Origin of the sequence: Roseobacter weihaiensis (assembly GCF_020622345.1) — a bacterium.
Classification (GTDB): Bacteria; Pseudomonadota; Alphaproteobacteria; order Rhodobacterales; family Rhodobacteraceae; genus Roseobacter; species Roseobacter weihaiensis.
The window spans coordinates 17,046-39,089 of record NZ_JACNMO010000031.1 but is presented as its reverse complement, the minus strand read 5'-3'; the positions used below and the strand labels follow the sequence as shown (position 1 = coordinate 39,089).

Sequence of the window (22,044 nt, the reverse complement as noted above, 5' to 3'; positions counted from 1 at the left end):
GAAAATGGTGGTTTGTTCCAAGACCGCACCCTATATCTCTGCCAAGACCAAACGCAATTAAAAGAAAGGCCCAGCACATGACGATTTCACAAGGCGACCAGCTCCCCGAAGCGACCCTGGTTGCAATGGGCGCGGAAGGCCCGGCACCGGTGTCGATCACAGACAAAACCAAAGGCCGCAAGGTTGTGATCTTTGCCGTGCCCGGGGCCTACACGCCCACCTGCCATTCCGCCCATGTGCCCAGCTTTGTGCGGACCAAGGATCAGTTTGACGCCAAGGGCGTCGACGAGATCATCTGCGTGTCCGTCAATGACCCCTTCGTGATGCAAGCCTGGGGCGAGGCCACGGGGGCCACGGCGGCGGGCATCACCATGCTGGGTGACGCCGACAGCGCCTTTACCAAGGCGCTTGGGATGGAATTCAGCGCCCCACCCGCGGGCCTGACGGATCGGTCCAAGCGCTATGCAATGCTGGTTGAGGATGGCAAGGTCACGCTTCTGCAGGAAGAGGAAAGCCCCGGTGCCTGCGAGGTCTCCGCCGGAGAGGCGCTGCTGGCGAATATGTGATGCCTGCTCAAATCTGACAAAAGGCCCGGCGCGTTCTGCGACCGGGCCTTTGTGATCCCGGGAGCGCCTAGGCCGTGGCCTGGACAATGGTTGTGGTGGGAAACGGAATGTCGATACCGCCCGCATCCAGCGCCTCTTTGACCTTGCGCTTCATATCCGCCTGGTAGACGAAGTATTCACCGGCCTCGACCCAGACCCGCACCAGAAAATCCACCGAGCTGTCGCCGAGGTTGTTCACCTGGACAAAGGGTTCGGGGTCGCTCTTGGAGCGGGGATCAGCCATGATCGTCTCGCGGATGATCTTCTCGGCAGCGGCGAGGTTGACCCCGTAGCCCACGCCAAAGGTCCATTCGGCGCGTCGCGTCGGATTGGCGGAATAGTTGGTGATGACATTCCCCCAGACTTCGGCGTTGGGGATGATGACCTGCGCGTTGCTCAGATCTGCCAGTTCGGTGAAATTCAGCGTGATGGAATTCACCGTGCCCATCTTGCCGCCGACATCGACGAAATCCCCCAGCTTGATCGGGCGAAAGAGGATCAGCATCACCCCCGCAGCGATATTCGACAAGGTGCCCTGCAGCGCCAGACCAATGGCCAGACCCGCCGCACCGATGACCGCCACAACAGATGTGGTCTGCACCCCGAAGGTGTTCAGAACAAAGAGAAAGGCAAATCCCAGAACAACATAACGTACAACCGCTGACAGAAAGTCAAAGAGCATGTCGTCGAGGTTTTTGTGCTTGCGGCCAAGCGCGCGTATCCGGCCCTGCAACCATGCGGAAATGATCCAGCCAAGAACAAGAATACCGGCCGCCGCAAAGACCGATCCCGCAGCCGAAATCAGAAAATCAAGTGTCAGAACATCCGCAACGGTTTTGCCCTGCCAGATTTCGATTTGAAGGAGGTCCTGCATCTACGACCCAGCCAAGCTGTCCATCTTGCGGGCCAGTTTCGCATCCAGCGTGCTCAGCCCGCCCACATCATGTGTCGTCAGAACGACTTTCACGGTCTTGTAAACGTTGTCCCACTCAGGGTGGTGGTTCCATTTCTCGGCCCAGATGGCCACGCGGGTCATCCATCCAAAGGCCTCCACGAAGTTGTCGAAGACGAAAGTCTTTACAATCGCATCCCGGTCTTCGACCATTTCCCATCCGTCTGCAAAAAGCGGTTCCAGCAAGGGGCCACGGGTTTCAGTGCTCAGCTTTTCGGTCATTGTTGTTCCTCCACCTCGACGCGCCTAAAAGGACCATAGTCCGTCAGCACGTCAATCTCTTCTTCTACTGCTTCACGTTCGGCGCGCAGATAGCTGGCGATGGCATCTCTAAAACCCCGGTCTGCAATCCAATGCAATGACCAAGTTGGCGTCGGCAAGTATCCGCGAGCCAGCTTATGTTCTCCCTGCGCGCCGGCTTCGACACGGGCCAGGCCCCGCGCGATCGCAATATCAATGGCCTGATAATAGCAAAGTTCAAAGTGTAAAAACGGATGATGTTCACTGCAGCCCCAGTACCGGCCATAAAGCGTTTCGGCCCCGATGAAGTTCAAAGCCCCCGCGACCCAGCGCCCCTCGCGTTCCGCCAGCACCAGCGCCATGTCCTCGCGCAGCGTGTCCTGGGCGATATCGAAAAAGGCCCGCGTAAGGTAGGGCGTGCCCCATTTGCGCGCGCCGGTGTCCTGATAAAATGTCCAAAACGCATCCCAGTGCTCGGGTTGCAGCGCATCCCCGGAAAAGGTCTGAATGGTGCCGCCAAAACCCTGCGCCGCCGCGCGCTCCTTGCGCATGTTCTTGCGTTTGCGCGAACTCAGGCTGTTCAGGAAATCACCGAAATGCTCGTAGCCGTTGTTGAGCCAGTGAAACTGTTGGGTCTTGCGCAGCAAGAGGCCCAACGCCTCACCGCAGTGCGCTTCCTCTTGGGTGCAAAACGTCACATGCAGCGAGGAGACGCGATTGTTTGAGGCAAGCTGCACCGCCCCCTGCGCCAAGGCGGCGGTCCCCGTTTCCTCAAAACCCGGCCTGACCAGAAACCGGCGTCCGGTTGCAGGCGTGTGCGGCACCGCGATTTGCAGTTTGGGATAATATCGCCCGCCCGCGCGTTCAAAGGCATGGGCCCAGTTGTGGTCAAAGATATATTCGCCCTGGCTGTGCGATTTGACATACATCGGGGCCACGCCGATCAGATCACCCCCGATGCGTGCCGTCAGATACTGGGGCTGCCATCCGGTGCCCGTGCCAACGGACCCGCTCTTTTCCAGGGCGCTGAGAAAACGATGGGTGGTGAAAGGATCGTTGGCGCGCGCACCACCTGTTGCCTCAGGGCAGGCGCAGGCGTCCCAGGACACAGCGTCGATATCCCGCAAGGACGATACCACGCGGATTTCCACTTCATGTTCTTGCATGTTCGTCTCTTCGCTCATGAAAGGCTACTTGTGGCGGGGTGCTGGGGGATCAAGCCGGAACCGCAGCAAGATACTGCTCGAACGTGACATTATCCGCAATTGTCCGGGCTTCTGCCTCTTGTTGCGGCGATTTGACGGTCCAGCACAGGATGTGGGCTCCCTGCGCCTTCAGCTCGGCGACCCGAGGCCGCGACAGATCCGAGACCTCATGGCTGATGAAGCTGCACCCGGCACGGTCGTAGTCGGGGATCATACGCAGCTGATCGCAGACAGCATCTGGCAGGCGCACCTTTTGCGGGTCATAGGCAGCGGTGACGAGACCACGGGCGACCGTCGGAGCCAGTCTGGCCATTTCCATCACGGAGTGGGGGTTGAAGGACATCACCGCCACAGCACCCCGGTACGGGGTCAGCGCTGCCGCAACGCTTGCTTCGAGCGGGCCGATGGCCGGACCCATGGCCCCATCCTGATCCTTGATCTCCACCAGCAGCGGGACCTGGCCTGCCACCAGGTCGAGCACCTCGGGAAGGCCCGGCACCCCCTCGTCTCCGCCGCGCAATTGGATATTCGCCAGCGCTTTGGCAGAGCGGCCCTGTACAGGGCCCTCCGCAGGGGTAAGCCGCGCCAGATCGTAGTCGTGAAACACCATTGCCTGCCCATCTGCGCTGACCTGCACATCAATCTCTATCCCGTAGCCTGCAGCAATCGCGGCCCGGATCGCGGCCCGGCTGTTTTCGGGCCGCCCATCACGCACATCGTGCAAGGCGCGATGGGCAAGGGGCGCTTTCAGAAAAGCGGGGTCAAGCGAGGGCGTCATGCGATCTCGAAAATGCCTTCGATTTCGACCGCCACACCAAAGGGCAGGGACGCTGCAGAAACCGCAGACCGCGCATGACGGCCCTTTTCCCCCAAGGCCTCAACCAGGAAATCCGACGCACCGTTTATCACCTTGGGCTGATCCGTGAAATCAAGGGTGGAGTTTACAAACCCCGTCAGCTTGACCACCTTGACCAGCCGTTCGATATCTCCGCCACAGGCCGCTTTGACCTGTGCCAGCAGGCTGATCGCGCAGGTCTTTGCAGCTGCAGCACCGGCATCGACACCCATCGTGTCGCCCAGCTTGCCGACAATGAAACCCTCGGGGCCGTTTGATATCTGACCGGAGACATAGACGGTGTTGCCGACTGTTACGAAGGGCACATAGTTGGCGGCAGGGGCGGGAGCGTCCGGCAGGGTGACGCCAAGATCAGCAAGGCGGGCAGTAATCGTCATCTCAATCTCCTTTGTATCCATCGCCAGCCACAAAGCGTCGATCACATCTGGAGGTTTACATCCCAATGACCGCACGACCGGGCCGGCAGTGTTGCCGCATCATTCTACCGACATTTGCGAAATGACAACCACGGATTTGCGCAGTTTTTTAGCCCGCGCGCCAGACAGATCTGCGGTGTTTTGCGCTCCGCGAGATCCCTTGATGCGCAGAACCCGACCGGTGCCTTCAGAAAGCAAGCGGATTCCAGCAATATTATGCCACCGTTCTTGACGTTTCACATCGGTATCGGCATTTTGCACCTGTGCCGTCTCGATGGCGATCAAGTGCTCAGGTTTCACAAAGATAGCTGGTGATCCGCTATCCTCGTCTGCCGGTGCTCAATCTGTCTCTCAGCTGCCACAACACAGTTTTTCAATACATTTGCCCTATGGGCATCTCAGAGAAATAGCCTACTTAGAACCCGATCAGCTTGACAGGATAAATCCTTTGCCCCTCATATCTTCCCTCCAGTCGTCCGCCAAGATTGCACAGGCGCTTGTTGCGGCTGCAGTCCTGACGGCTTGCAGCACATATCAAGACCCGGCCACACGTACCGCCGGGATCAATGACCCTTATGAAGCTGAAAATCGCCAGGTGCATGCCTTCAACAAAGGCCTGGACAGGAACTTGGTACGCCCGGTGTCCAAAGGATATGCAGCGGTTGTACCGCCCGAGATCCGCGACACCGTCAATAACTTCTCGACCAACCTGTCAATGCCGGGGGTGGCGCTGAACAGCCTGCTGCAGGGCGATCTGCGCGGCGCGGGGCTTGCAAGCACACGCTTTGTGATGAATACGACCATCGGCCTTGCCGGATTTGTTGATGCGGCGACGGAACTAAACATCCCCCAGCACGACACCGACTTTGGCGAGACGCTTGCAGTTTGGGGTGTCGGAGAGGGGGCCTATGTAGAGCTTCCGGTGATCGGCCCCTCGACGCAACGCGATGCGGTTGGTTTTGTCACGGATGTGCTGACCAACCCGCTGACTGTTGTGACACTGAACACCAGCCCGGAGCAGTACATTCCGCCCACTGCCATGGCGGGGGCGGTCCTGAATGATCGGGACAGGCTCAGCGGTACAATCGATTCGATCTTGTATGAAAGCGCCGACAGCTACGCGCTATCACGATCCATTTACTTGCAAAACCGCCGCTTTGAGCTTGAAGGTGGTGACGCATCTGATGAAGTTGACCCGTTCCTTGACCCATACGACAACTAGAGATTCGAAGAGGACGTTATGCCTTTTAAATTAACCCGCCGTGCATTTGGTATCGGTTCGGCTGCTTCTGCCGCGCTGTTGGCCTCTCCTGCTGTCGCTTTGACTGAATCCGCAGCCAGAGCGTTGGTGGATCAGGTTGTGGATGAGATTCAAGTTGTCATCAATTCCGGCAAATCGGAAAGCGCGATTCTGGGCGATTTGGAAAACCTTTTTGTGCGCTATGCCGACGTGAATATCATGGCGCAATATGCATTGGGCAATGATGGGCGCAGCGCTTCTGCGGCAGAAAAACGTGCGTTTTCAGAGGCGTTCAAAGGCTATATCGCACGCAAATACGGCAAACAGTTCCGCGACTTTATCGGCGGCCGTGTCGAGGTCAATTCAGCGCGCGCAATTCGTTCCGGCTATGAGATCAGCACAACAGCCTACCTGCGCGGGCAAAGCCCATACGAGGTGAATTTCCACGTCTCGGATCGCTCCGGCACCAATAAGTTCTTCAATATCTATATTGAAGGCGTGAATCTGCTGCTGACCGAACGCACCGAGATCGGCTCCATGCTGGATCGTCGCGGCGGTGACATCAATGCGGTTGTGGCAGATTTGAAATCTGCGGGCTGACGGCAAAAGACCCGGACCGGACGCCTCCCCCTGCTAGCGGTCTGATCCGCTGACATTGGGCGGCGGGGCTCTGCCGTCGCCGCCGCCTAGGATGTCACGCAGCAGCCCCTCAAGCAGTCCAACCGCACCGCCACCACTCGCGCCGCGCCCGGCGGCAGCATCCTCTTGCCGCGCCCGACCATTGTTATCCGGCAGGGCCATGGGCAGGGGTCTGGCCGGAACGCCTTCATGCACCCGCACCATGGTTTCGCGCCAGATTTCCGCCGGCAGGCCGCTACCGGTGACACCGGTCAGCGGTGTATTGTCATCGTAGCCCATCCAGACACCCGCCACGTAGTCCGCAGAGAAACCCACGAACCAAGCATCCCGGGCCGCCTGTGTCGTGCCGGTTTTACCTGCCAACTGCCTGCCGCCGAATTGCGCGCGCTGCCCGGTCCCTTCGGACACAACTTTTTCCATCATGTAGATCAGCTGCTGCGCGGCATTCTCCTGAATGACGCGCTCGCCGATCCCGCCCCCCGTCCCCATCAGGGGTTCGGAATCCCCCATCAGCCTGAGCTCCACCAGACCGTAAGGTTCCACCGACGAGCCGCCATTCAGGATACCGGCGTAAGCACCGGTCATTTCGATCAGGGTGCTTTCGGACGCGCCAAGGGCCAGAGCCGGACCTGCCGCAAGGTCGCTTTCAAGCCCAAAATCGGTGGCGACCTGCCGGACAAGTTCGCGCCCCACGAATTCTGAAATCTTAACCGCCGGGATATTCAGGCTGTCACGCAGCGCGCGGGTCATTGTCACCTTGCCGTAATGCTTGTTGGTGTAGTTGCGCGGCGACCATGGACCCGATCCGGGAATGTTGATGGTCAACGGCTCATCGGTCACCGTGTCATTCGGCGAATAGCCAAGATCAAGGGCGGCGGCAAAGACAAAGGGCTTGAACGCGGACCCGGTTTGCCGTTTGGCCTGCACCGCACGGTTGAAGGCACCTGACACTTTCGTGTTACGGCCACCGACCATCGCGCGCACGGCCCCATCGGCAGACATCACCACGATTGCAGCCTGCGCGGTGCTGCCCTCGCGCACTTTATTGGCAAAGACCCACTGCATCGCTTCTTCGGCACCGCGCTGAATGCGCTGATCCAAGGTGGTTTTGATAATCACATCCTCGGTCGTCTTGCGGGTAAAAAACTCCGGCCCCGATGACATGACCCAATCGGCGAAATATCCCCCTGCGCGTGCTTCCGCTGCCACTGACAGTTCTGCCGGGTTGGCCTGCGCGGCCTGCGCTTCGGCATCACTCAGATACCCCTGTTCGTTCATCAGGCGCACGATGGTCGCCGCGCGGCCCTGCGACCGCGTCAGATCGTTTGTCGGCGCAAAGCGGGTTGGTGCCACCAAAAGCCCGGCGAGCATTGCCGCCTCCGCCGGGGTCACATTCGCAGCCGATTTCCCAAAGTAGCGCTCGCTGGCCGCCTCAAACCCCCGCGCGCCCGCGCCCAGAAAGGCGCGGTTCATATAAATGGTAAGGATTTCGTCCTTTGAGTATTTCGCTTCCATGGCCATTGCGTAGATCGCTTCCTTGGCCTTGCGCTGGATCGTGCCGCGGCGGCACTCGCGCTCGTACTCTTCCTCGGTCTGAACCTCGGGATCAAAGGGCACGCCAAGGCACAAGAGCTTTGCAACCTGCTGGGTGATGGTCGAACCACCATGACCGGACAGCGGCCCGCGCCCTTCGCTCAGATTGATCCGCATGGCACTTGCAATACCCCGGGGGCTCAGACCAAAGTGACTATAGAACCGTCGGTCCTCTGTCGCGACAATCGCGTTCTTGAGATGGGGAGAGACCGTCTGGGCGGTCACAACGCCGCCAAATTGGTCCCCACGCCAGGCGAACACCTGCGCGTCCCGGTCCAGCAGCGTCACGGACCCCCGTGCCCGCGCGTCGAGCAGATCATCCACCGGCGGCAAAGTCGTGTAGTAATAGCCCACCATAAGTGCCACCGCGACACCCGCAACAAAACCCAAACGCCAGGTGATCCGCCAGATCAGGCGCAGCACCCACCGGATAATCCGCTGAAAAAACCCGATGATCCCACCGCGCGCCTTTCTGGCCTTGCGCGGCGCTTTCTTGCGCGCGCGCGGTTTTGGCTTCGGCTTCGCCGGTTTTGTCTTATTCGCCGCATAGCGCCTTTCGGCGACCAAGGGCTTTTTACCTTTGGATGAATCACTCATGAAGAACCTGCCCGGCCCGATGTTGTTTTGGGTACTCTACCTGCCTTTTTCAGGATTGTTGAGCCGCTGCGGCACATCATAACCATCTATTATTTGCACATTATTTAGTCATTTTTCACTATATGCATAATTTTTAATCTTAATCGGTCATTAACCGCTGCATTGCCGGGGCGGAAACTTCCAAAGCCCGAAGGCTCTGTCGTTATCTGCCTCCGCAACCATCGCAGGGCAACCTGCCAAAAGTTAAGGGGACACGAGGTGAAACTCATCATTGCAACAATCAAGCCCTTCAAACTGGAAGAGGTCCGCGAAGCGCTGACCGAAGCCGGTGTTCGCGGCATGATGGTCACGGAGATCAAGGGTTTCGGCTCTCAATCCGGCCACACTGAGATTTATCGCGGTGCGGAATACGCCGTGAATTTTGTGCCAAAAGTCAAAATCGAGATCGTCGTGCCCGAAGCGGCCGTGGACCAGATCGTCGACACAATCACAAAAACCGCGCAGACCGGCAAAATCGGCGACGGCAAGATTTTTGTCCTGAGCGTCGATCAAGCGGTGCGCGTACGCACCGGCGAAACCAACGAAGACGCGCTCTGAAGCTGCGATAACTTAGGGATACTCATTATGACACACTTAAAGACATTCGCCACCGCAGCGGCGCTAATCGCGCTGCCGTCGCTGGCGTTCGCACAAGATGCGGCACCGGGGTTTGACGAAATCGGCCCTTATATCATGACGACACTGCTGTTCTGCATGGCAGGTTTCCTCGTCTTCTTCATGGCGGCAGGCTTTGCGATGCTCGAAGGCGGGCTGGTGCGGTCCAAGAACGTCACCATGCAGATGACCAAGAACATCGCGCTCTATTCCTTCGCGGCGATCATGTATTGGCTCATCGGCTTCAACCTGATGTATCCGGGCGCCTTTGACGAAGAACTGATGGCCTACCCCGATGGCTGGATCATTCCAGGCTGGGTCGGGCCGTTTTTCTCTACCACGACGCTTGATCCTGTGGGTGTGGCGGCGGCTGATGCGGCGCTGGATTATGCGTCCATCGGGTCGGATTTCTTCTTCCAGTTGGTCTTTGTGGCTGCCACGGCATCAATCGTCTCGGGCGCGCTGGCAGAGCGGATCAAGCTTTGGCCGTTCCTGTTCTTCGTCATCGTTCTGACCGGCGTGATGTACCCGATCTCCGGCTCCTGGCAGTGGGGAACGGGCTGGTTGGCACAGGCAGGCTTCTCCGACTTCGCAGGCTCCACCGTGGTGCATTCGGTCGGTGGCTGGGCCGCTCTGGCAGGCGCCATCGTGCTTGGGCCACGTCTGGGCAAATACAAGGATGGCAAAGTAAACCCGATGCCGGGCTCCAACCTTGCGCTGGCCACTCTGGGGACATTCATCCTGTGGCTCGGTTGGTTCGGTTTCAACGGTGGCTCGCAGCTGGCGATGGGCACGGTTGGCGATGTCTCTGACGTCTCGCGCATCTTTGCCAACACCAACATGGCGGCGGCAGCCGGCGCGGTCACCGCGCTGATCCTGACACAATTGGTCTACAAGAAACCTGACCTCACCATGGTGCTGAACGGCGCGCTGGCTGGGCTGGTGTCGATCACGGCAGAACCGCTGGCACCGTCCCTCCTTGGCGCGCTGCTGATCGGTGCTGTTGGTGGTGTGATTGTTGTGTTCACCGTGCCCCTGCTCGACAAGCTCAAGATCGACGACGTTGTTGGTGCGATCCCGGTACACCTCTTTGCAGGGATCTGGGGCACCATCGCGGTCACCTTCAGCGGCAGTGCCACACTGGGCGCTCAAATCACAGGGATCGTGGCTTACGGTGTGTTCACCTTCGTCGGCTCGCTGGTGGTCTGGTTCATCCTCAAGGCAGTCATCGGTATCCGTGTGAGCGAAGAGGACGAAATCAACGGCCTCGATACATCAGAACTGGGGATGGAAGCCTACCCCGAGTTCTCCAAAGGATAATCCCTTTCCTCCCAAGGGGTTTGACTGGCCCGGGCGTTCGCGCCCGGGTTTTTCTTTAGCTGATATCGCCCTTCTTATTGGATTGCCGAATGGTACCTTGGTAAGCCAGTCGAACGCGAAGCGCCCATTAGAGCCCTAAGTTACTCCAAACGAAATCCATCGAGCGTGATGCGTGTTCCAGATATGTAGTGCGTCTCGATATTTCTTGACCGCTGAACATCTCCTCCAGCATGCTCCACTAAGACCAAAAAGTTAATTCCGTCACGACGGTAGACACCGGAGTATCCGACTGCAGCTGTACCTGCCCGAGATACGCCATCTCGTCTTTCGAGCGGCCTGACCACGTCAAAACTGTTATCTGCAAAAAGAGCCCGCACATCGCCAACCATTTGATCAGCCCATGTGCCACGAAACGACATCTCGCAAAGATACTGTTTGTACTCAGTCCCCTTGGGCGAAACCGGAAGCTCTGCCCGCTGGCTGTAGGTCAGAGATCTTGGAACTGTCTCGACCTTAAGCAATGGCACGTAGGGTTTATAACGCAATCCACCGGTCGGACCGGCTCTTACCTCATCGTAGTCGATCAGCTTTTCATGCGCCAATTCTTCGGCATTGTCGAATGTGACCGGTCTGCGCAAACATGCGTCCTCCAGAAGTGCAAGCCCTTCGCGCAATTGGAACTCTTTTCCAGCCATCGTATCCAGATACGACTGACTTCCCGAAACTTCTTTAGCATCTGTGCAGGCAGCCAACACAGTGCAGCACAGCACTAGCAATTTCGCTCTTTTTTTCGAAAGAGAATTGGTCAAAAACACTTTTATTTCCTTGGTAAAATGAACATCAAAAACGGTGGATTAACAGTTAACCTGTGTTGAGCGAGCAACTCAGAAGTTGAAACAGGGAATTTTGAATAATAAACGCACTCATATGTTGTATTGGTGACGTATCTTTTCACTGGAAACCATGTTCCTTACCTAGACCCCAGCATCCACAATCGCTTTGGCGAGCACCGGCACGGTTTCTGCGTTCAACCCGGCAATATTCATCCGGCTGTCGCCGATCATGTAAATCCCGTTTTTCTCGCGCATGGTTTCGACCTTGTCCGGTGTCGTACCAAGCCGCGAGAACATGCCCCGGTGTTGCGCCAGAAACCCAAAGCGGTCAGAGCCGGAGAGGCGTTGCAGTTCATCCGCCAACTGCTGGCGCAGGTCCAGCATGCTGGTGCGCACCGCTTCAAGCTCGGCCTTCCAATCGGCCCGCAGCTCATCATCCGTCAGGATCATCGTCACCAGACGCGCCCCATGATCGGGCGGAAAGCTGTAGTTCTGCCGGTTGAGAAACGCCAGCGTGTCCTGATGCAGCTTGCGCGCTTCGGTATTGTGGCTGATGGCCATCAGAATGCCCGTCCGCTCGCGGTAGATGCCAAAGTTCTTGGAGCAACTCGCCGCGATTATACATTCCGGCACCGAGGCGGCGACCAGTCGGGTGGCGGCTGCGTCTTCCTCCAGCCCATCGCCAAAGCCTTGATACGCAATGTCGATCATCGGCACAGCACCGGTTTCCAGCAGCACATCGATCACTGCCTGCCATTCGGTCAGGTTCAGGTTTGCCCCGGTCGGATTGTGACAGCATCCGTGCAGCAAGACGACATCGCCGGCGCGAGCGGTCTTGAGGTCCGCCAGCATCCCATCGAAATCCACACCGCGCGTCTCTTCGCTGAAATAGCGATAGCGTTCCACGTTCATCTCAAGATAGTTCAGGATCGAGATGTGGTTCGGCCAGGTGGGATCTGAGACGAAAAACCGGGCGCCGGGTTGCGCCATCCGGATCAACTCGAAGGCCTGACGGACGGCACCGGTGCCCCCCGGTGTGGCCACCGATGCGACGCTGTCGCGGGCAACGGCATCGCCCAGAACCAGCGCGATCATGGCGTCAGAGAAAGCCGGGTCCCCCGCGAGGCTGGTATAGACCTTGGTGTCCTGCGTCTCCCACAGCTTGTGTTCCGCCGATTTGACCGCTCGCATCACAGGTGTATGGCCATTGGCATCCTTGTAGACGCCTACGCCAAGGTCGATCTTGGTGCTGCGCGGGTCGGCGCGGTACATCTGTGCCAGCGCCAGAATGGCGTCAGCGGGGCGGGTTTGGAGTCTTTCAAACACTAGGCTTCTCCTGTTGCAACAGGCACGGTTGGGAACATCCCCCACTCGGCCCAAGACCCATCATAGAGGGACCATCGGTGGTGCCCCATGCGTTCCAGTGCCAGCGTCAGAATAGCGGCCGTTACGCCAGAACCACAGGAGGTGATAATCGGTTTGGAAAGGTCCACGCCTGCGGCTTCGAACACAGTCCGGCACTCCTCCGGCGATTTCATGGTTTTGTCTTCGTGCAGTAGGGTACTGAACGGCACGGAGCGCGCGCCCGGAATATGACCCGACCGCAGCCCCTCACGTGGCTCGGGCGCATCACCGCGGAAACGGTTGGCCGCGCGCGCATCAACCACCACATGGTCCTTGAGTTTCGAGGCCGCCGAGACCTGTGTGACATCCCGTACCAGATGGTTCTGGAACCGCACCGTCATGTGTCGATCCCGGATCACGGGGGGCATATCTTCGGTCTCATGCCCCTCGGCCTGCCACTTGGGCAGGCCACCGTCCAGTACGGCGATGTTTTCCTGGCCCATCAGCTTGAAAAGCCACCAGACGCGGGCGGCCGACAAAAGCCCTGCCCCGTCGTAGACCACGATCTGGTGGCCATCGCCCACGCCCATGGCCCGCATCCGCGACATGAACTTTTCAATCGGGGGGGCCATATGCGGCAGGTCGGACCGGCTATCGGAAATCTCGTCGATATCAAAGAAGCGCGCCCCCCGGATATGGGCTGCCTCATACTCCTGCCTGGCGTTGCGCCCCGCTTCGGGCAGATACCACGAGGCATCCAGTATCCGCAGATCTGGGTCTTTGAGATGCTGTACAAGCCAATCAGTGGACACAAGTGTTTTGGGATCGTCAGACATCATATTTTCCCTGCGGTGTAGAGCCATCTCTGGGTAACGCCACTGGCCAGGGCTGGCAAGCCCGCTTGGGTCAGCCGTGATCTTTCATCAGGCGCGACTTCTGCCGCGACCAGTCGCGCTTGGCGGCGGTCTCGCGCTTGTCATGCAGCTTTTTACCTTTGGCCACACCGATCTTGATTTTGGCCATGCCCCGGTGGTTGAAATAGAGCACCAGCGGCACCAGCGTCATGCCCTTGCGCTGCGTCGCATTCCAAAAATCAGAGAGCTGCTTTTTGCTCACCAGCAACTTGCGGCGGCGGCGCTCCTCATGCTGAAAGGTTTTGGCCTGTTTGTAGGGCGCGATGTAGCTGTTCACCAGCCAAAGTTCGCCGTCCTCTACAGCCGCATAGCTTTCCGCGATATTGGCTCCCCCCTCGCGCAGGGATTTCACCTCGGAACCTTCGAGGATGATGCCGCATTCCACGTCTTCCTCGATCGCGTAGTCAAACCGCGCGCGGCGGTTTTCAGCGACCACCTTGTAATTGGGGTCCGATTTGGAGGATGATTTCACCTGGGCCATCTGCGTGATGTAGGCAGTTTCACGGGCGGTGACAAGCAAGCGTGACTAGTCGCCAAGTTTGGCGTGTACTTCGTCCAGATCAATCTCTGCGAGCGGCATCTTGTTCCCCGGGTTTTCAAAGTCGTATTTGAAAAGCTCGAAATCACGCTTGTAGATCTCGTAAACCAGATGCATCGACAGATCGTCGAAATAGGCCTCGACCGGATGCGCGCGTTTGGGGCCATGCCCCTCGCTTTCGTTGAACCGCGGTACCTCTGTCAAGGTGATCTCATGCGGTGTCTCAATCGCATCGAGTACGCTCTGCATGCCGTCATTAAAGTTTTCGGTCCAGAAAATGCTGTCGTAGCTGCCGCCGTTTACGATGAAGGTGCTCACATGGCCGGACATGGCCGACCAGTGGATGTCAGGGTCCATGGGCTTGCGGAATTTGATGGTGTCGCGTGCAAAAAGCAGGAACCGCCGGAACGAGGCGATCTGGTCGAAGGCCTCCTGACCATCGTCACCGCCCACCTCGATCCCGTATTTTTGCACAAGCTGTGGCACCAGATTGCCGCGATACCGATTGCCATTGCGCTGAATGCCGCAAATCTTGTCAAAAAAAGAGCTTAGAATCCGCGTGTAGGGGTTTCGCACGCAGGTGAAGGCGTAGGATTTATGCTGCCGCACGTTGTCCGTGATTGGGGTCTGGCTTTGCTCCAGCGCCCATTTGTGCAACCCGTGTTTCGCATCATGGATGTCGCCGTCAAAGAACTGCCCGTGGTCGGAATAATACAGGATCTGACCAATGGTGGAGCAGGCACATTTCGGCACCACGCGATAGACCGCGCTTTCACTCTCGGTCATCCATGTTCCGGGAAAACCCATTCGGGCGCTCTCCTGCTCTTGCCTCAATTGCGGCCTTGGGGTGCCGTCCCACCCTAAAAAGCAAATAATTGAGGTTTATTCAATGAACCATCGCGCCTATCAACGAGAGATCGGCAACAACAAAGAGCAGTAGAGACCGCCTTGGCCAAAATCGCCTATATCCTGCTGTGCCACAAGGACCCCGACGCCATCATTCAGCAGGCGGAGCGGTTGACCGCCGCCGGCGATTACATGGCGATCCATTTTGATGCCAACGCGGATGCCGACCACCACGCCCGGATACGCGCAGCGCTGGCCGACAACCCCAATGTGACGTTTGCCGCAAAGCGGGTGAAATGCGGCTGGGGGGAGTGGTCGCTTGTGCAGGCGACCCTCAACGCGGTCGATGCGGCGCTGGAGGCCTACCCACGCGCCACACATTTCTACATGCTGTCCGGCGATTGCATGGCCATCAAATCGGCTGAGTACACTCACGCCTACCTGGATGAGAATGACGCGGATTTCATCGAAGTTTTCGATTATTTCCAAAGCAATTGGATCAAGACCGGCATGAAGGAAGAGCGGTTGATCTACCGCCATTACTTCAACGAGCGCAAGAACAAGGCCCTGTTCTACGGCGCGCTGGGACTGCAACAGAAACTGGGGCTGAAACGGCAGCTCCCGCAGGATATCGAGATCAGGATCGGCAGCCAGTGGTGGTGCTTGCGCCGCCAGACGGTGGAAAAGGTGCTGGCTTTCATCCGGGAGCGCCGCGACGTCATACGGTTCTTTTCCACAACATGGATCCCGGATGAGACATTCTTTCAAACGATTGTCCCGCACCTCATCCCGGATACCGAGATCCGCAGCCGAACGCTGACCTTTCTGATGTTCACGGACTACGGCATGCCGGTCACTTTCTACAATGACCACTATGATATGCTGCTCAATCAGGATTATCTCTTTGCCCGCAAGATAAGCCCCGCAGCATTGGAGCTCAAACGCCGCCTCGGCCTGCTTTATTCTGCCTCGGATGTGTCGTTTACCATCTCTGCCGAAGGGCCCGCGCTGTTCAAGTTTCTCACCGGGCAGGGCCGCATCGGGCGTCGTTTTGCCACCCGGTTCTGGGAGGCTGAATCGACCCTGGGCCGCGAGCGGGAACTGATGGTGATCGTGTGTAAAAAGTGGCATGTGGCCAAACGATTGCTGGACCGGATGCGGCAACGCACAAACCTGCCCTCTGTCGAGTACCTCTTTAACGAGGAAAACACGCCACTGCCCGATCTGGGGGGCATCCAGACCTCGCTGGAAAAGCGTACGCGCCATCGTCGCGCCCTGATGCGAATGCTGTTTGACTACTACGAGACCGACCGCATGATTGTCTGCATGGACCCGTCGAACTTTGAGCTTTTGCAGGACTTTGCGGCGGACCGCTCGGTGACACGGGTTCTCGAAGTGGATTGCAGCTTCACCGATGACGACCTCAAAGGTCACGCGATGCGCGTCGGGCTGGCCGGTGAGCAGACCGCGGCAGAAACCTTTGACCGGCTGCTGCCCACCATCCGCAATGACATGCTATTTGAAAGTGACCGGCTGCGGGACGCCGGATTTGAACATTACGCGCGCATCCGGCAGCACTCGGACCCGGCAGAGAATGCGCATGCGCTCGCGGCGTTCCTCTCCGTTCCTCAATCGACGGCTTTGGATATCGCCACCAGTGAAGACCTGTTTTCAGACTAAAAGGGGAAGTCCGATGGGCTATTCGTACGACGACCAGAACATATTTGCCAAAATCCTGCGCGGTGAAATTCCCAACACCACGGTGTTGGAAACGGAACACAGCCTTGCCTTTCGCGATCTCTACCCCAAGGCCCCGACCCATGTGCTGGTGATCCCGAAGGGACCTTATGTGAGCTACGATCACTTTGCCGCCGAAGCCTCTGAGGCCGAGATCGTGGATTACACCCGCGCCATCGGCGAGGTTTGCCGCTGCGAGGGGGTCGACCTGCCTGCCGGAGACGGCTTCCGGCTGATCTCGAACGCAGGCGAGCACGGGGTGCAGGAGGTACCGCATCTGCATGTCCACATCCTGGGCGGACGCCCCATGGGCCGGATGGTGCCCAAGGCGGATTAAGCGCCTAACTGCGCTGTCTGGCCCACCACCGGCGCAGCTTGCCCCGCTTTTCCGCCATGGCGTCCTCGGTCGCTTCCCAGCTGTCCTGTATCTCTTCAAGCTTCGGGTCGATCCGGGCTTCGCGGAATCGCCGCCAGCGCACCCAAAGCCCATAGAAGACCGCAGCAAAAAGCGTCAGGATGAGGATATTGACCCAAGGAACGGGCTTGCTTGCTTCCGGCCCCTCGACCGGCCAGACAGAAAGCGCGTTGGGAAAGATCGACAGGAATTCCAGGCGCCAGCCGTAATGCTTGATCGCCACATACTCCGGGGTTGCCGCAGTGGACCGCAAATCGGCCGCCTCGGCCTGCAAATTTGACGTATCGAACTTGAAATAGGGCGGCCAGCCCCAGCCGGTATCCTCGTTGCGGTAGACCATCACCCGGTCGTTCGCGAGACGGGTCTGGATGAAGAACACATCCCGGCCCGTGACATCCGAGGCACTGCCCGCATCACCACGCGCCCAGAAGATGCTGTTCGCGCCCGGATTTTCGCGTTTTTCATAGGTATCCGTGATCCGCGCGATATCGACCTGCGGCAGGGTATAGTGAAAGAAGCCGCCGATCAGCAGCCAGAAACTCAGGATGAAAAACCACTTTACGTAAAACATCTCTCAACCCCTTCAGACGGTGTTGGTCACATAGATCAGCAGCGCGATCAGACAGAGCGGGATCACATAGACACCCCAGATCAGCTTGCGCTTCAGGGGACCTTCATACGCGTGCAGCTCCGCTTTGACAAAGCTTTCACGCCGCCCCGGGCCCTGATTTTCATCCCACTGCGCTTCGAGCTTCTCGCGCCGCGCCGCACGAGCGTAAAACCACAGGGAGACAAAAACAACTGACAGCGCCACCAGGGCCAGTGCCATTATACGCGCAAGTACCATATCCGAAGCCTTTCTTCTGCCCGTGCAGGACTTGATATAGGAAGATTGCGCGCGCTTGCATCAGCGCGGGGCAGGATTAATCCTGCCCCCGGCGGCACCGCCCTAGCCTATGATGTTGAACGCCGGACCGTAAGGGTAACCGGTGATGTTTTCGGCCCCCTCTTCGATGATGACCAGAATATCGTGTTCACGGTACCCCCCGGCACCGGGCTGGCCTTGGGCAATGGTCAGCATCGGCTCCATCGAGATGACCATGCCGGGCTCGAGCACCGTGTCGATATCCTCGCGCAGCTCCAGCCCGGCCTCGCGCCCGTAGTAGTGGCTCAGCACGCCAAAGGAATGGCCGTATCCGAAGGTGCGGTACTGAAGCAGGTCCCGTTCTTCGAAGAAGCTGTTGATCTTGTGGGTGATCTGCGCGCAGGAAGACCCCGGTTTCAGCAGGCGCATCCCATATTCATGCGCCGCGACATTGGCTTCCCAGATCTTCAGACTGGCAGTATCGCACTCCTGCACGAAAAGCGTCCGTTCCAGTGCCGTGTAATACCCTGAAATCATCGGAAAGGCGTTGAGACTGAGGATATCGCCCCGCTCCAAAGCCCGCGCAGTGACGGGGTTATGCGCGCCGTCCGTGTTCAGGCCCGACTGGAACCAGACCCAGGTGTCACGGTATTCGGCATCGGGAAACCGCTTTGCAATCTCCAGCTCCATCGCGTCGCGCCCGGCCATCGCGACATCAATCTCGCGCACGCCCGGTCTGATCGCCTCGCGGATGGCGTAACCGCCCACATCCGCCACCTCTGCGCCCTGCCGGATGAGCGCGATCTCGGCCTCGGATTTATGCATCCTCTGGCGCATCGTTGTCTCGAACAGGTCGACCATGGTCAGCGGGCTCAGAAAATCCTCCAGCTTGTCGCGCTGCATACATGTCAGGTGATCCCCCTCATAGCCCACGATCTGGTTCTTGCCCGTCACGCTGGCCACCGCCCGCCAGAAGTTATCCCGCTGCCAGTCGGTATAGGTGATATTGTCCGCAAAGCTGCGCCGCCAGGGCTGGCCTGCGTCAATGCCGGCACTGATGGTCACGGCATCGGTTTCCGTCACGACCAACCCGTAAGGCCGCCCGAACGCACAATAGAGAAACCCCGAATAATAGGCGGTGTTATGCATCGATGTGAACACGGCAGCGGTGGCACCTGCTGCCTGCATCCGCTCGCGCAGCTCGGTGAGCCGGGATTCGTATTCCACCGCCTCGAAGGGCAGCGGAGACTTTTCGCCATTATGATAGCGGTACATGTCAGGGCGGGCGTCGTTGGATGGGGCGGTCATGTCAGACCCTCCTTTGCAGAAAGGTCCCGGCGTTCAGGACAATCAAGGCCAGCATGCACGGGCGACGCCATCGCCCGCAGCCTACCCGCCTCTTGGCCCAAAGTGGCCGACCAATCAAGCCTTATTGGTGGATGAGAAAACGGACCGAAGCGCTCTTGGGGTCCTGAAACGCGTCAAGGACGTCAAAGAGGCGCCGCCACTTCTGGACGCTTGAGACATGACCCAAGGCCTCTGCGCGTTGCAGGAAGGCGGGGTGCCCGTTTACCCCCGCCCAAAGACACGGTCGTCTGAGGCGCGGGTTTGGCGCATAAAAAACCCGGCACCGCACTGGCGGCGTGCCCTGCCCGACAAGCCCCCGCCGCCGCAGCCCGATTTGGGAGTAGGTTTCATCCGCAAAAGCATCATCAATCTTCCCCCCCGCGATGGAACTGGACAAACAGGGCCAGAGTTGAAATTCAGACAGAAGTGTTTTTGCAAAGGACATGGCATGAAAGATTTTCCGGCAACCAACCTCAAATCCCTGCTCAAGGATCCCAGCCTGCTGGAAACCCGCGCCTACATTGGTGGCGCTTGGGTCGACGGCGAGGATGGCACCTTTGATGTGACCAACCCGGCCCGTGGCGACGTCATCGCACAGGTGGCAAACGTCAGCCGCGCGCAAGTGGCAGGGGCCATCGCACAGGCGGAAAGCGCCCAGAAGGACTGGGCCAGCTGGACCGGCAAGGAGCGCGCCGGCGTGTTGCGCAAATGGTTCGACCTGATGATGGAAAATGCCGATGATCTGGCAACCATCCTGACCGCAGAACAAGGCAAGCCGCTGGCCGAGGCCAAGGGCGAAATCACCTATGGGGCGAGCTTCATCGAGTTTATGGGCGAACAGGCCAAGCGGGTCTACGGCGAGACCATTCCGGGCCACCAACGCGATAAGCGGATCACTGTTCTCAAGCAGCCCATCGGGGTGGCCGCCTCCATCACACCGTGGAATTTCCCCAACGCCATGATCACGCGCAAGGCGGCACCGGCGCTGGCGGTCGGATGCTCCTTTGTGGCCCGCCCGGCGATGGAAACGCCGCTCTCAGCGCTCGTCATGGGGGTATTGGCGGAACGTGCGGGTATCCCGGCCGGGGTCTTCAACGTGGTGCCCTCCGCCTCCGCCTCCGAAGTCGGCAAGGAGTTCTGCGAAAACCCCACCGTGCGGAAGCTGACCTTTACAGGGTCGACGGAGGTTGGGCGCATCCTGCTCAAACAGGCGGCCGATCAGGTGATGAAATGCTCCATGGAGCTCGGCGGCAATGCGCCCTTCATCGTCTTTGACGACGCCGATCTCGATGCCGCCGTCGAGGGCGCAATCCTGTGCAAGTTCCGCAACAATGGTCAGACCTGCGTCTGCGCCAATCGCATCTATGTGCAGGCCGGTGTCTACGACGCCTTCGCGGACAAGCTCAAAGTCCGTGTGGCCGAGATGAAAGTCGGTGATGGCCTCGAAGACGGCACCGATCTGGGCCCGCTCATCAGTACGGATGCGGCCACGAAGGTGCAGGAACATATCAAGGATGCCATCGGCAAAGGCGCCGAAGCGATCCTCGGTTCCGCACAGAACGACATGGACGGTACCTTTTTCGCCCCCACGATCCTGACAGGTGTGACGCAAGACATGCAGGTCGCGCAGGAGGAAACCTTTGGCCCGCTTGCCCCGCTTTTCAAGTTCGACGACGAGGATGAGGTCATCGCGATGGCCAACGACACGATCTTTGGCCTGGCTTCCTATTTCTACGCCAAGGACCTCAGCCGGGTCTACAAAGTGGCGGAGGCGCTCGAATACGGGATCGTTGGGGTCAACACCGGCATCATATCGACGGAGCTCGGCCCCTTTGGCGGTGTGAAGCAATCCGGTCTTGGGCGCGAAGGTTCACACCACGGGATCGAAGATTTCCTCGAGATGAAATACGTCTGTATGTCTGTCTGACGCCCAAGAACAGCCAGACCCAACGGGCCATCGTAGATATTCTGAGGTGGCCAGCTTCTGTAGCACCGCCAATCAGGGGTCAATCAAGGCGAACATCGGCTCGCATTTTGACCTCCCGCCGATTAGGACCGGTGGCATGAACCGCCTGCGGGCTCCTGCAGCCTCCCTAGTCCCCACCACCGCGGATCAGGACCGCCATCTTTGGCGCAATCGCGCGCTTCACGCCGTCAAATGACCACTTGGATCGGGTCTGCCGCTCTGCGCCGGGAGGCGCGCAGCCCTTCTGAAATTGACAAAGCGAAACCAGTCCCACATGACATGGTCATATGAACACCAATGAAACCCTGTCACGCCGCGACCGAAATCTCGCTGATATCCGCGAACGCGCAACGACCGTGGCAGAGCGCATCGTTCTTGAACAAGGGGGCGGTGCGCTGAACGCGCGCGGGTTGGCCAAGGAACTGGGGATCTCCGTGGGGTCTCTTTACAACGCGTTTGGCGATCTCGACGGGGTGGTGCGGGCGGTGAATACGCGCTGCTCTGACCGGTTGGCCAAGGCCCTGCGCGCGGCCCTGGAAGCTGCCCCCGCTGACGCGCGGGCGCGGGTCATTGCGATCGGAGAAGCCTACTTCGACTTTGCCCGTTCGGAGCCGCGGCGCTGGTACATGCTTTTCGAACGCGACAGTGATCTGGAGTTGGACGTCAAGACAGCCGAATTGCAGGAGGGTCTGCTGGAAATGCTGATCCGCGCCGGCGACGGCGATCCCGGCAACCAACAGCACCGGCAGTTCTTTCTGCTGCTCTGGGCCTCGGTGCATGGGCTGGTATCGCTGGCGTGCCGCCCAAGCATCGTGATGATCAGCCCCGATGTGGCCCGGAGCCATATGCTTGATCTGATCGCCGCTGCCTTTCGGAATTTCCCCGAAACGGCGCCGAAGAGCTGAGCGGAACGAACGCCTCC

General features: G+C 58.9%; 24 protein-coding genes. 9 read left to right on the top strand and 15 right to left on the bottom strand.

What is annotated here, in order from left to right:
* The first annotated feature begins 77 nt into the window (after window positions 1–77).
* On the top strand, window positions 78–566 hold the full coding sequence (locus tag H7847_RS23255; RefSeq protein ID WP_227271880.1) for a peroxiredoxin: 489 nt from the start codon (window positions 78–80) through the stop codon (window positions 564–566).
* Between the two features lie 67 nt (window positions 567–633).
* On the opposite strand, the gene H7847_RS23250 is transcribed toward H7847_RS23255, so the two are convergent.
* From H7847_RS23250 to H7847_RS23225, 6 genes are all read right to left on the bottom strand, one after another.
* Window positions 634–1,479 carry a mechanosensitive ion channel family protein gene (locus tag H7847_RS23250; protein ID WP_227271879.1) on the bottom strand — a complete coding sequence of 282 codons (846 nt, stop codon included), beginning with the start codon at window positions 1,477–1,479 and terminating at the stop codon, window positions 634–636.
* Window positions 1,480–1,779 carry a 4a-hydroxytetrahydrobiopterin dehydratase gene (locus H7847_RS23245; RefSeq protein ID WP_227271878.1) on the bottom strand — a complete coding sequence of 100 codons (300 nt, stop codon included), beginning with the start codon at window positions 1,777–1,779 and terminating at the stop codon, window positions 1,480–1,482.
* Window positions 1,776–2,963: a GNAT family N-acetyltransferase gene (locus tag H7847_RS23240; RefSeq protein WP_227271877.1), complete on the bottom strand. Its 1,188-nt coding sequence runs from the start codon at window positions 2,961–2,963 to the stop codon at window positions 1,776–1,778. The genes H7847_RS23245 and H7847_RS23240 overlap by 4 nt, the downstream gene beginning before the upstream one ends.
* Window positions 2,964–3,012: 49 nt before the next feature.
* Window positions 3,013–3,780, bottom strand: a complete 768-nt coding sequence (locus H7847_RS23235) for a glycerophosphodiester phosphodiesterase family protein (protein WP_227271876.1) — start codon at window positions 3,778–3,780, stop codon at window positions 3,013–3,015.
* Entirely contained in the window at window positions 3,777–4,235 is a 459-nt protein-coding gene (locus H7847_RS23230; RefSeq protein WP_227271875.1) for a RidA family protein, read from the bottom strand. Before H7847_RS23230 ends, H7847_RS23235 begins: the two co-directional genes overlap by 4 nt.
* 99 nt (window positions 4,236–4,334) lie before the next feature.
* Window positions 4,335–4,559: a hypothetical protein gene (locus tag H7847_RS23225; RefSeq protein WP_227271874.1), complete on the bottom strand. Its 225-nt coding sequence runs from the start codon at window positions 4,557–4,559 to the stop codon at window positions 4,335–4,337.
* Window positions 4,560–4,731: 172 nt separating this feature from the next.
* Here H7847_RS23225 and H7847_RS23220 point away from each other — a divergent pair, with 172 nt between their 5' ends.
* Window positions 4,732–5,496 carry an MlaA family lipoprotein gene (locus tag H7847_RS23220; RefSeq protein ID WP_227271903.1) on the top strand — a complete coding sequence of 255 codons (765 nt, stop codon included), beginning with the start codon at window positions 4,732–4,734 and terminating at the stop codon, window positions 5,494–5,496.
* A gap of 18 nt (window positions 5,497–5,514) precedes the next feature.
* The gene (locus tag H7847_RS23215; protein ID WP_227271873.1) at window positions 5,515–6,114 is read left to right on the top strand and encodes an MlaC/ttg2D family ABC transporter substrate-binding protein; all 600 of its coding nucleotides are present in this window, start codon (window positions 5,515–5,517) and stop codon (window positions 6,112–6,114) included.
* 33 nt (window positions 6,115–6,147) lie between these two features.
* On the opposite strand, the gene H7847_RS23210 is transcribed toward H7847_RS23215, so the two are convergent.
* Window positions 6,148–8,343 carry a transglycosylase domain-containing protein gene (locus H7847_RS23210; protein ID WP_227271872.1) on the bottom strand — a complete coding sequence of 732 codons (2,196 nt, stop codon included), beginning with the start codon at window positions 8,341–8,343 and terminating at the stop codon, window positions 6,148–6,150.
* A gap of 258 nt (window positions 8,344–8,601) precedes the next feature.
* Between H7847_RS23210 and H7847_RS23205 the strand changes: the two genes are divergently transcribed.
* Window positions 8,602–8,940 (top strand): P-II family nitrogen regulator, encoded by a 339-nt coding sequence (locus H7847_RS23205; protein WP_227271871.1) that lies wholly within the window; start codon window positions 8,602–8,604, stop codon window positions 8,938–8,940.
* 27 nt (window positions 8,941–8,967) lie between these two features.
* Window positions 8,968–10,317 carry an ammonium transporter gene (locus tag H7847_RS23200; RefSeq protein WP_227271870.1) on the top strand — a complete coding sequence of 450 codons (1,350 nt, stop codon included), beginning with the start codon at window positions 8,968–8,970 and terminating at the stop codon, window positions 10,315–10,317.
* 140 nt (window positions 10,318–10,457) lie between these two features.
* Here H7847_RS23200 and H7847_RS23195 read toward each other — a convergent pair whose 3' ends face one another.
* From H7847_RS23195 to H7847_RS23175, 5 genes are all read right to left on the bottom strand, one after another.
* Window positions 10,458–11,132 (bottom strand): hypothetical protein, encoded by a 675-nt coding sequence (locus tag H7847_RS23195; protein ID WP_227271869.1) that lies wholly within the window; start codon window positions 11,130–11,132, stop codon window positions 10,458–10,460.
* A gap of 159 nt (window positions 11,133–11,291) precedes the next feature.
* Entirely contained in the window at window positions 11,292–12,476 is a 1,185-nt protein-coding gene (locus tag H7847_RS23190; RefSeq protein WP_227271868.1) for an amino acid aminotransferase, read from the bottom strand.
* On the bottom strand, window positions 12,476–13,330 hold the full coding sequence (sseA, locus tag H7847_RS23185; RefSeq protein ID WP_227271867.1) for a 3-mercaptopyruvate sulfurtransferase: 855 nt from the start codon (window positions 13,328–13,330) through the stop codon (window positions 12,476–12,478). The genes H7847_RS23190 and sseA overlap by 1 nt, the downstream gene beginning before the upstream one ends.
* Window positions 13,331–13,400: 70 nt before the next feature.
* Complete coding sequence (gene smpB / locus H7847_RS23180; RefSeq protein ID WP_227271902.1) at window positions 13,401–13,889, bottom strand: SsrA-binding protein SmpB; 489 nt, start codon at window positions 13,887–13,889, stop codon at window positions 13,401–13,403.
* Between the two features lie 45 nt (window positions 13,890–13,934).
* Window positions 13,935–14,753 carry a sulfotransferase family protein gene (locus H7847_RS23175; RefSeq protein ID WP_227271866.1) on the bottom strand — a complete coding sequence of 273 codons (819 nt, stop codon included), beginning with the start codon at window positions 14,751–14,753 and terminating at the stop codon, window positions 13,935–13,937.
* 141 nt (window positions 14,754–14,894) lie between these two features.
* Between H7847_RS23175 and H7847_RS23170 the strand changes: the two genes are divergently transcribed.
* Complete coding sequence (locus H7847_RS23170) at window positions 14,895–16,472, top strand: DUF5928 domain-containing protein (RefSeq protein WP_227271865.1); 1,578 nt, start codon at window positions 14,895–14,897, stop codon at window positions 16,470–16,472.
* A 13-nt stretch (window positions 16,473–16,485) separates the two neighbouring features.
* A complete protein-coding gene (locus tag H7847_RS23165; RefSeq protein ID WP_227271864.1) occupies window positions 16,486–16,866 on the top strand; it encodes a histidine triad nucleotide-binding protein in 381 nt (126 codons plus the stop codon).
* A 4-nt stretch (window positions 16,867–16,870) separates the two neighbouring features.
* Here H7847_RS23165 and H7847_RS23160 read toward each other — a convergent pair whose 3' ends face one another.
* The 3 genes from H7847_RS23160 to H7847_RS23150 all read right to left on the bottom strand — a co-directional run bounded on the left by H7847_RS23160 (window position 16,871) and on the right by H7847_RS23150 (window position 19,117).
* A complete protein-coding gene (locus H7847_RS23160; protein WP_227271863.1) occupies window positions 16,871–17,515 on the bottom strand; it encodes a DUF1523 family protein in 645 nt (214 codons plus the stop codon).
* Window positions 17,516–17,527: 12 nt separating this feature from the next.
* Window positions 17,528–17,791 carry a hypothetical protein gene (locus tag H7847_RS23155; RefSeq protein ID WP_227271862.1) on the bottom strand — a complete coding sequence of 88 codons (264 nt, stop codon included), beginning with the start codon at window positions 17,789–17,791 and terminating at the stop codon, window positions 17,528–17,530.
* A 102-nt stretch (window positions 17,792–17,893) separates the two neighbouring features.
* Window positions 17,894–19,117 carry a M24 family metallopeptidase gene (locus H7847_RS23150; protein WP_227271861.1) on the bottom strand — a complete coding sequence of 408 codons (1,224 nt, stop codon included), beginning with the start codon at window positions 19,115–19,117 and terminating at the stop codon, window positions 17,894–17,896.
* Between the two features lie 487 nt (window positions 19,118–19,604).
* Between H7847_RS23150 and H7847_RS23145 the strand changes: the two genes are divergently transcribed.
* Complete coding sequence (locus tag H7847_RS23145) at window positions 19,605–21,083, top strand: NAD-dependent succinate-semialdehyde dehydrogenase (protein ID WP_227271860.1); 1,479 nt, start codon at window positions 19,605–19,607, stop codon at window positions 21,081–21,083.
* A gap of 326 nt (window positions 21,084–21,409) precedes the next feature.
* Window positions 21,410–22,027, top strand: a complete 618-nt coding sequence (locus tag H7847_RS23140; RefSeq protein ID WP_227271859.1) for a TetR/AcrR family transcriptional regulator — start codon at window positions 21,410–21,412, stop codon at window positions 22,025–22,027.
* Window positions 22,028–22,044 lie beyond the last annotated feature (17 nt).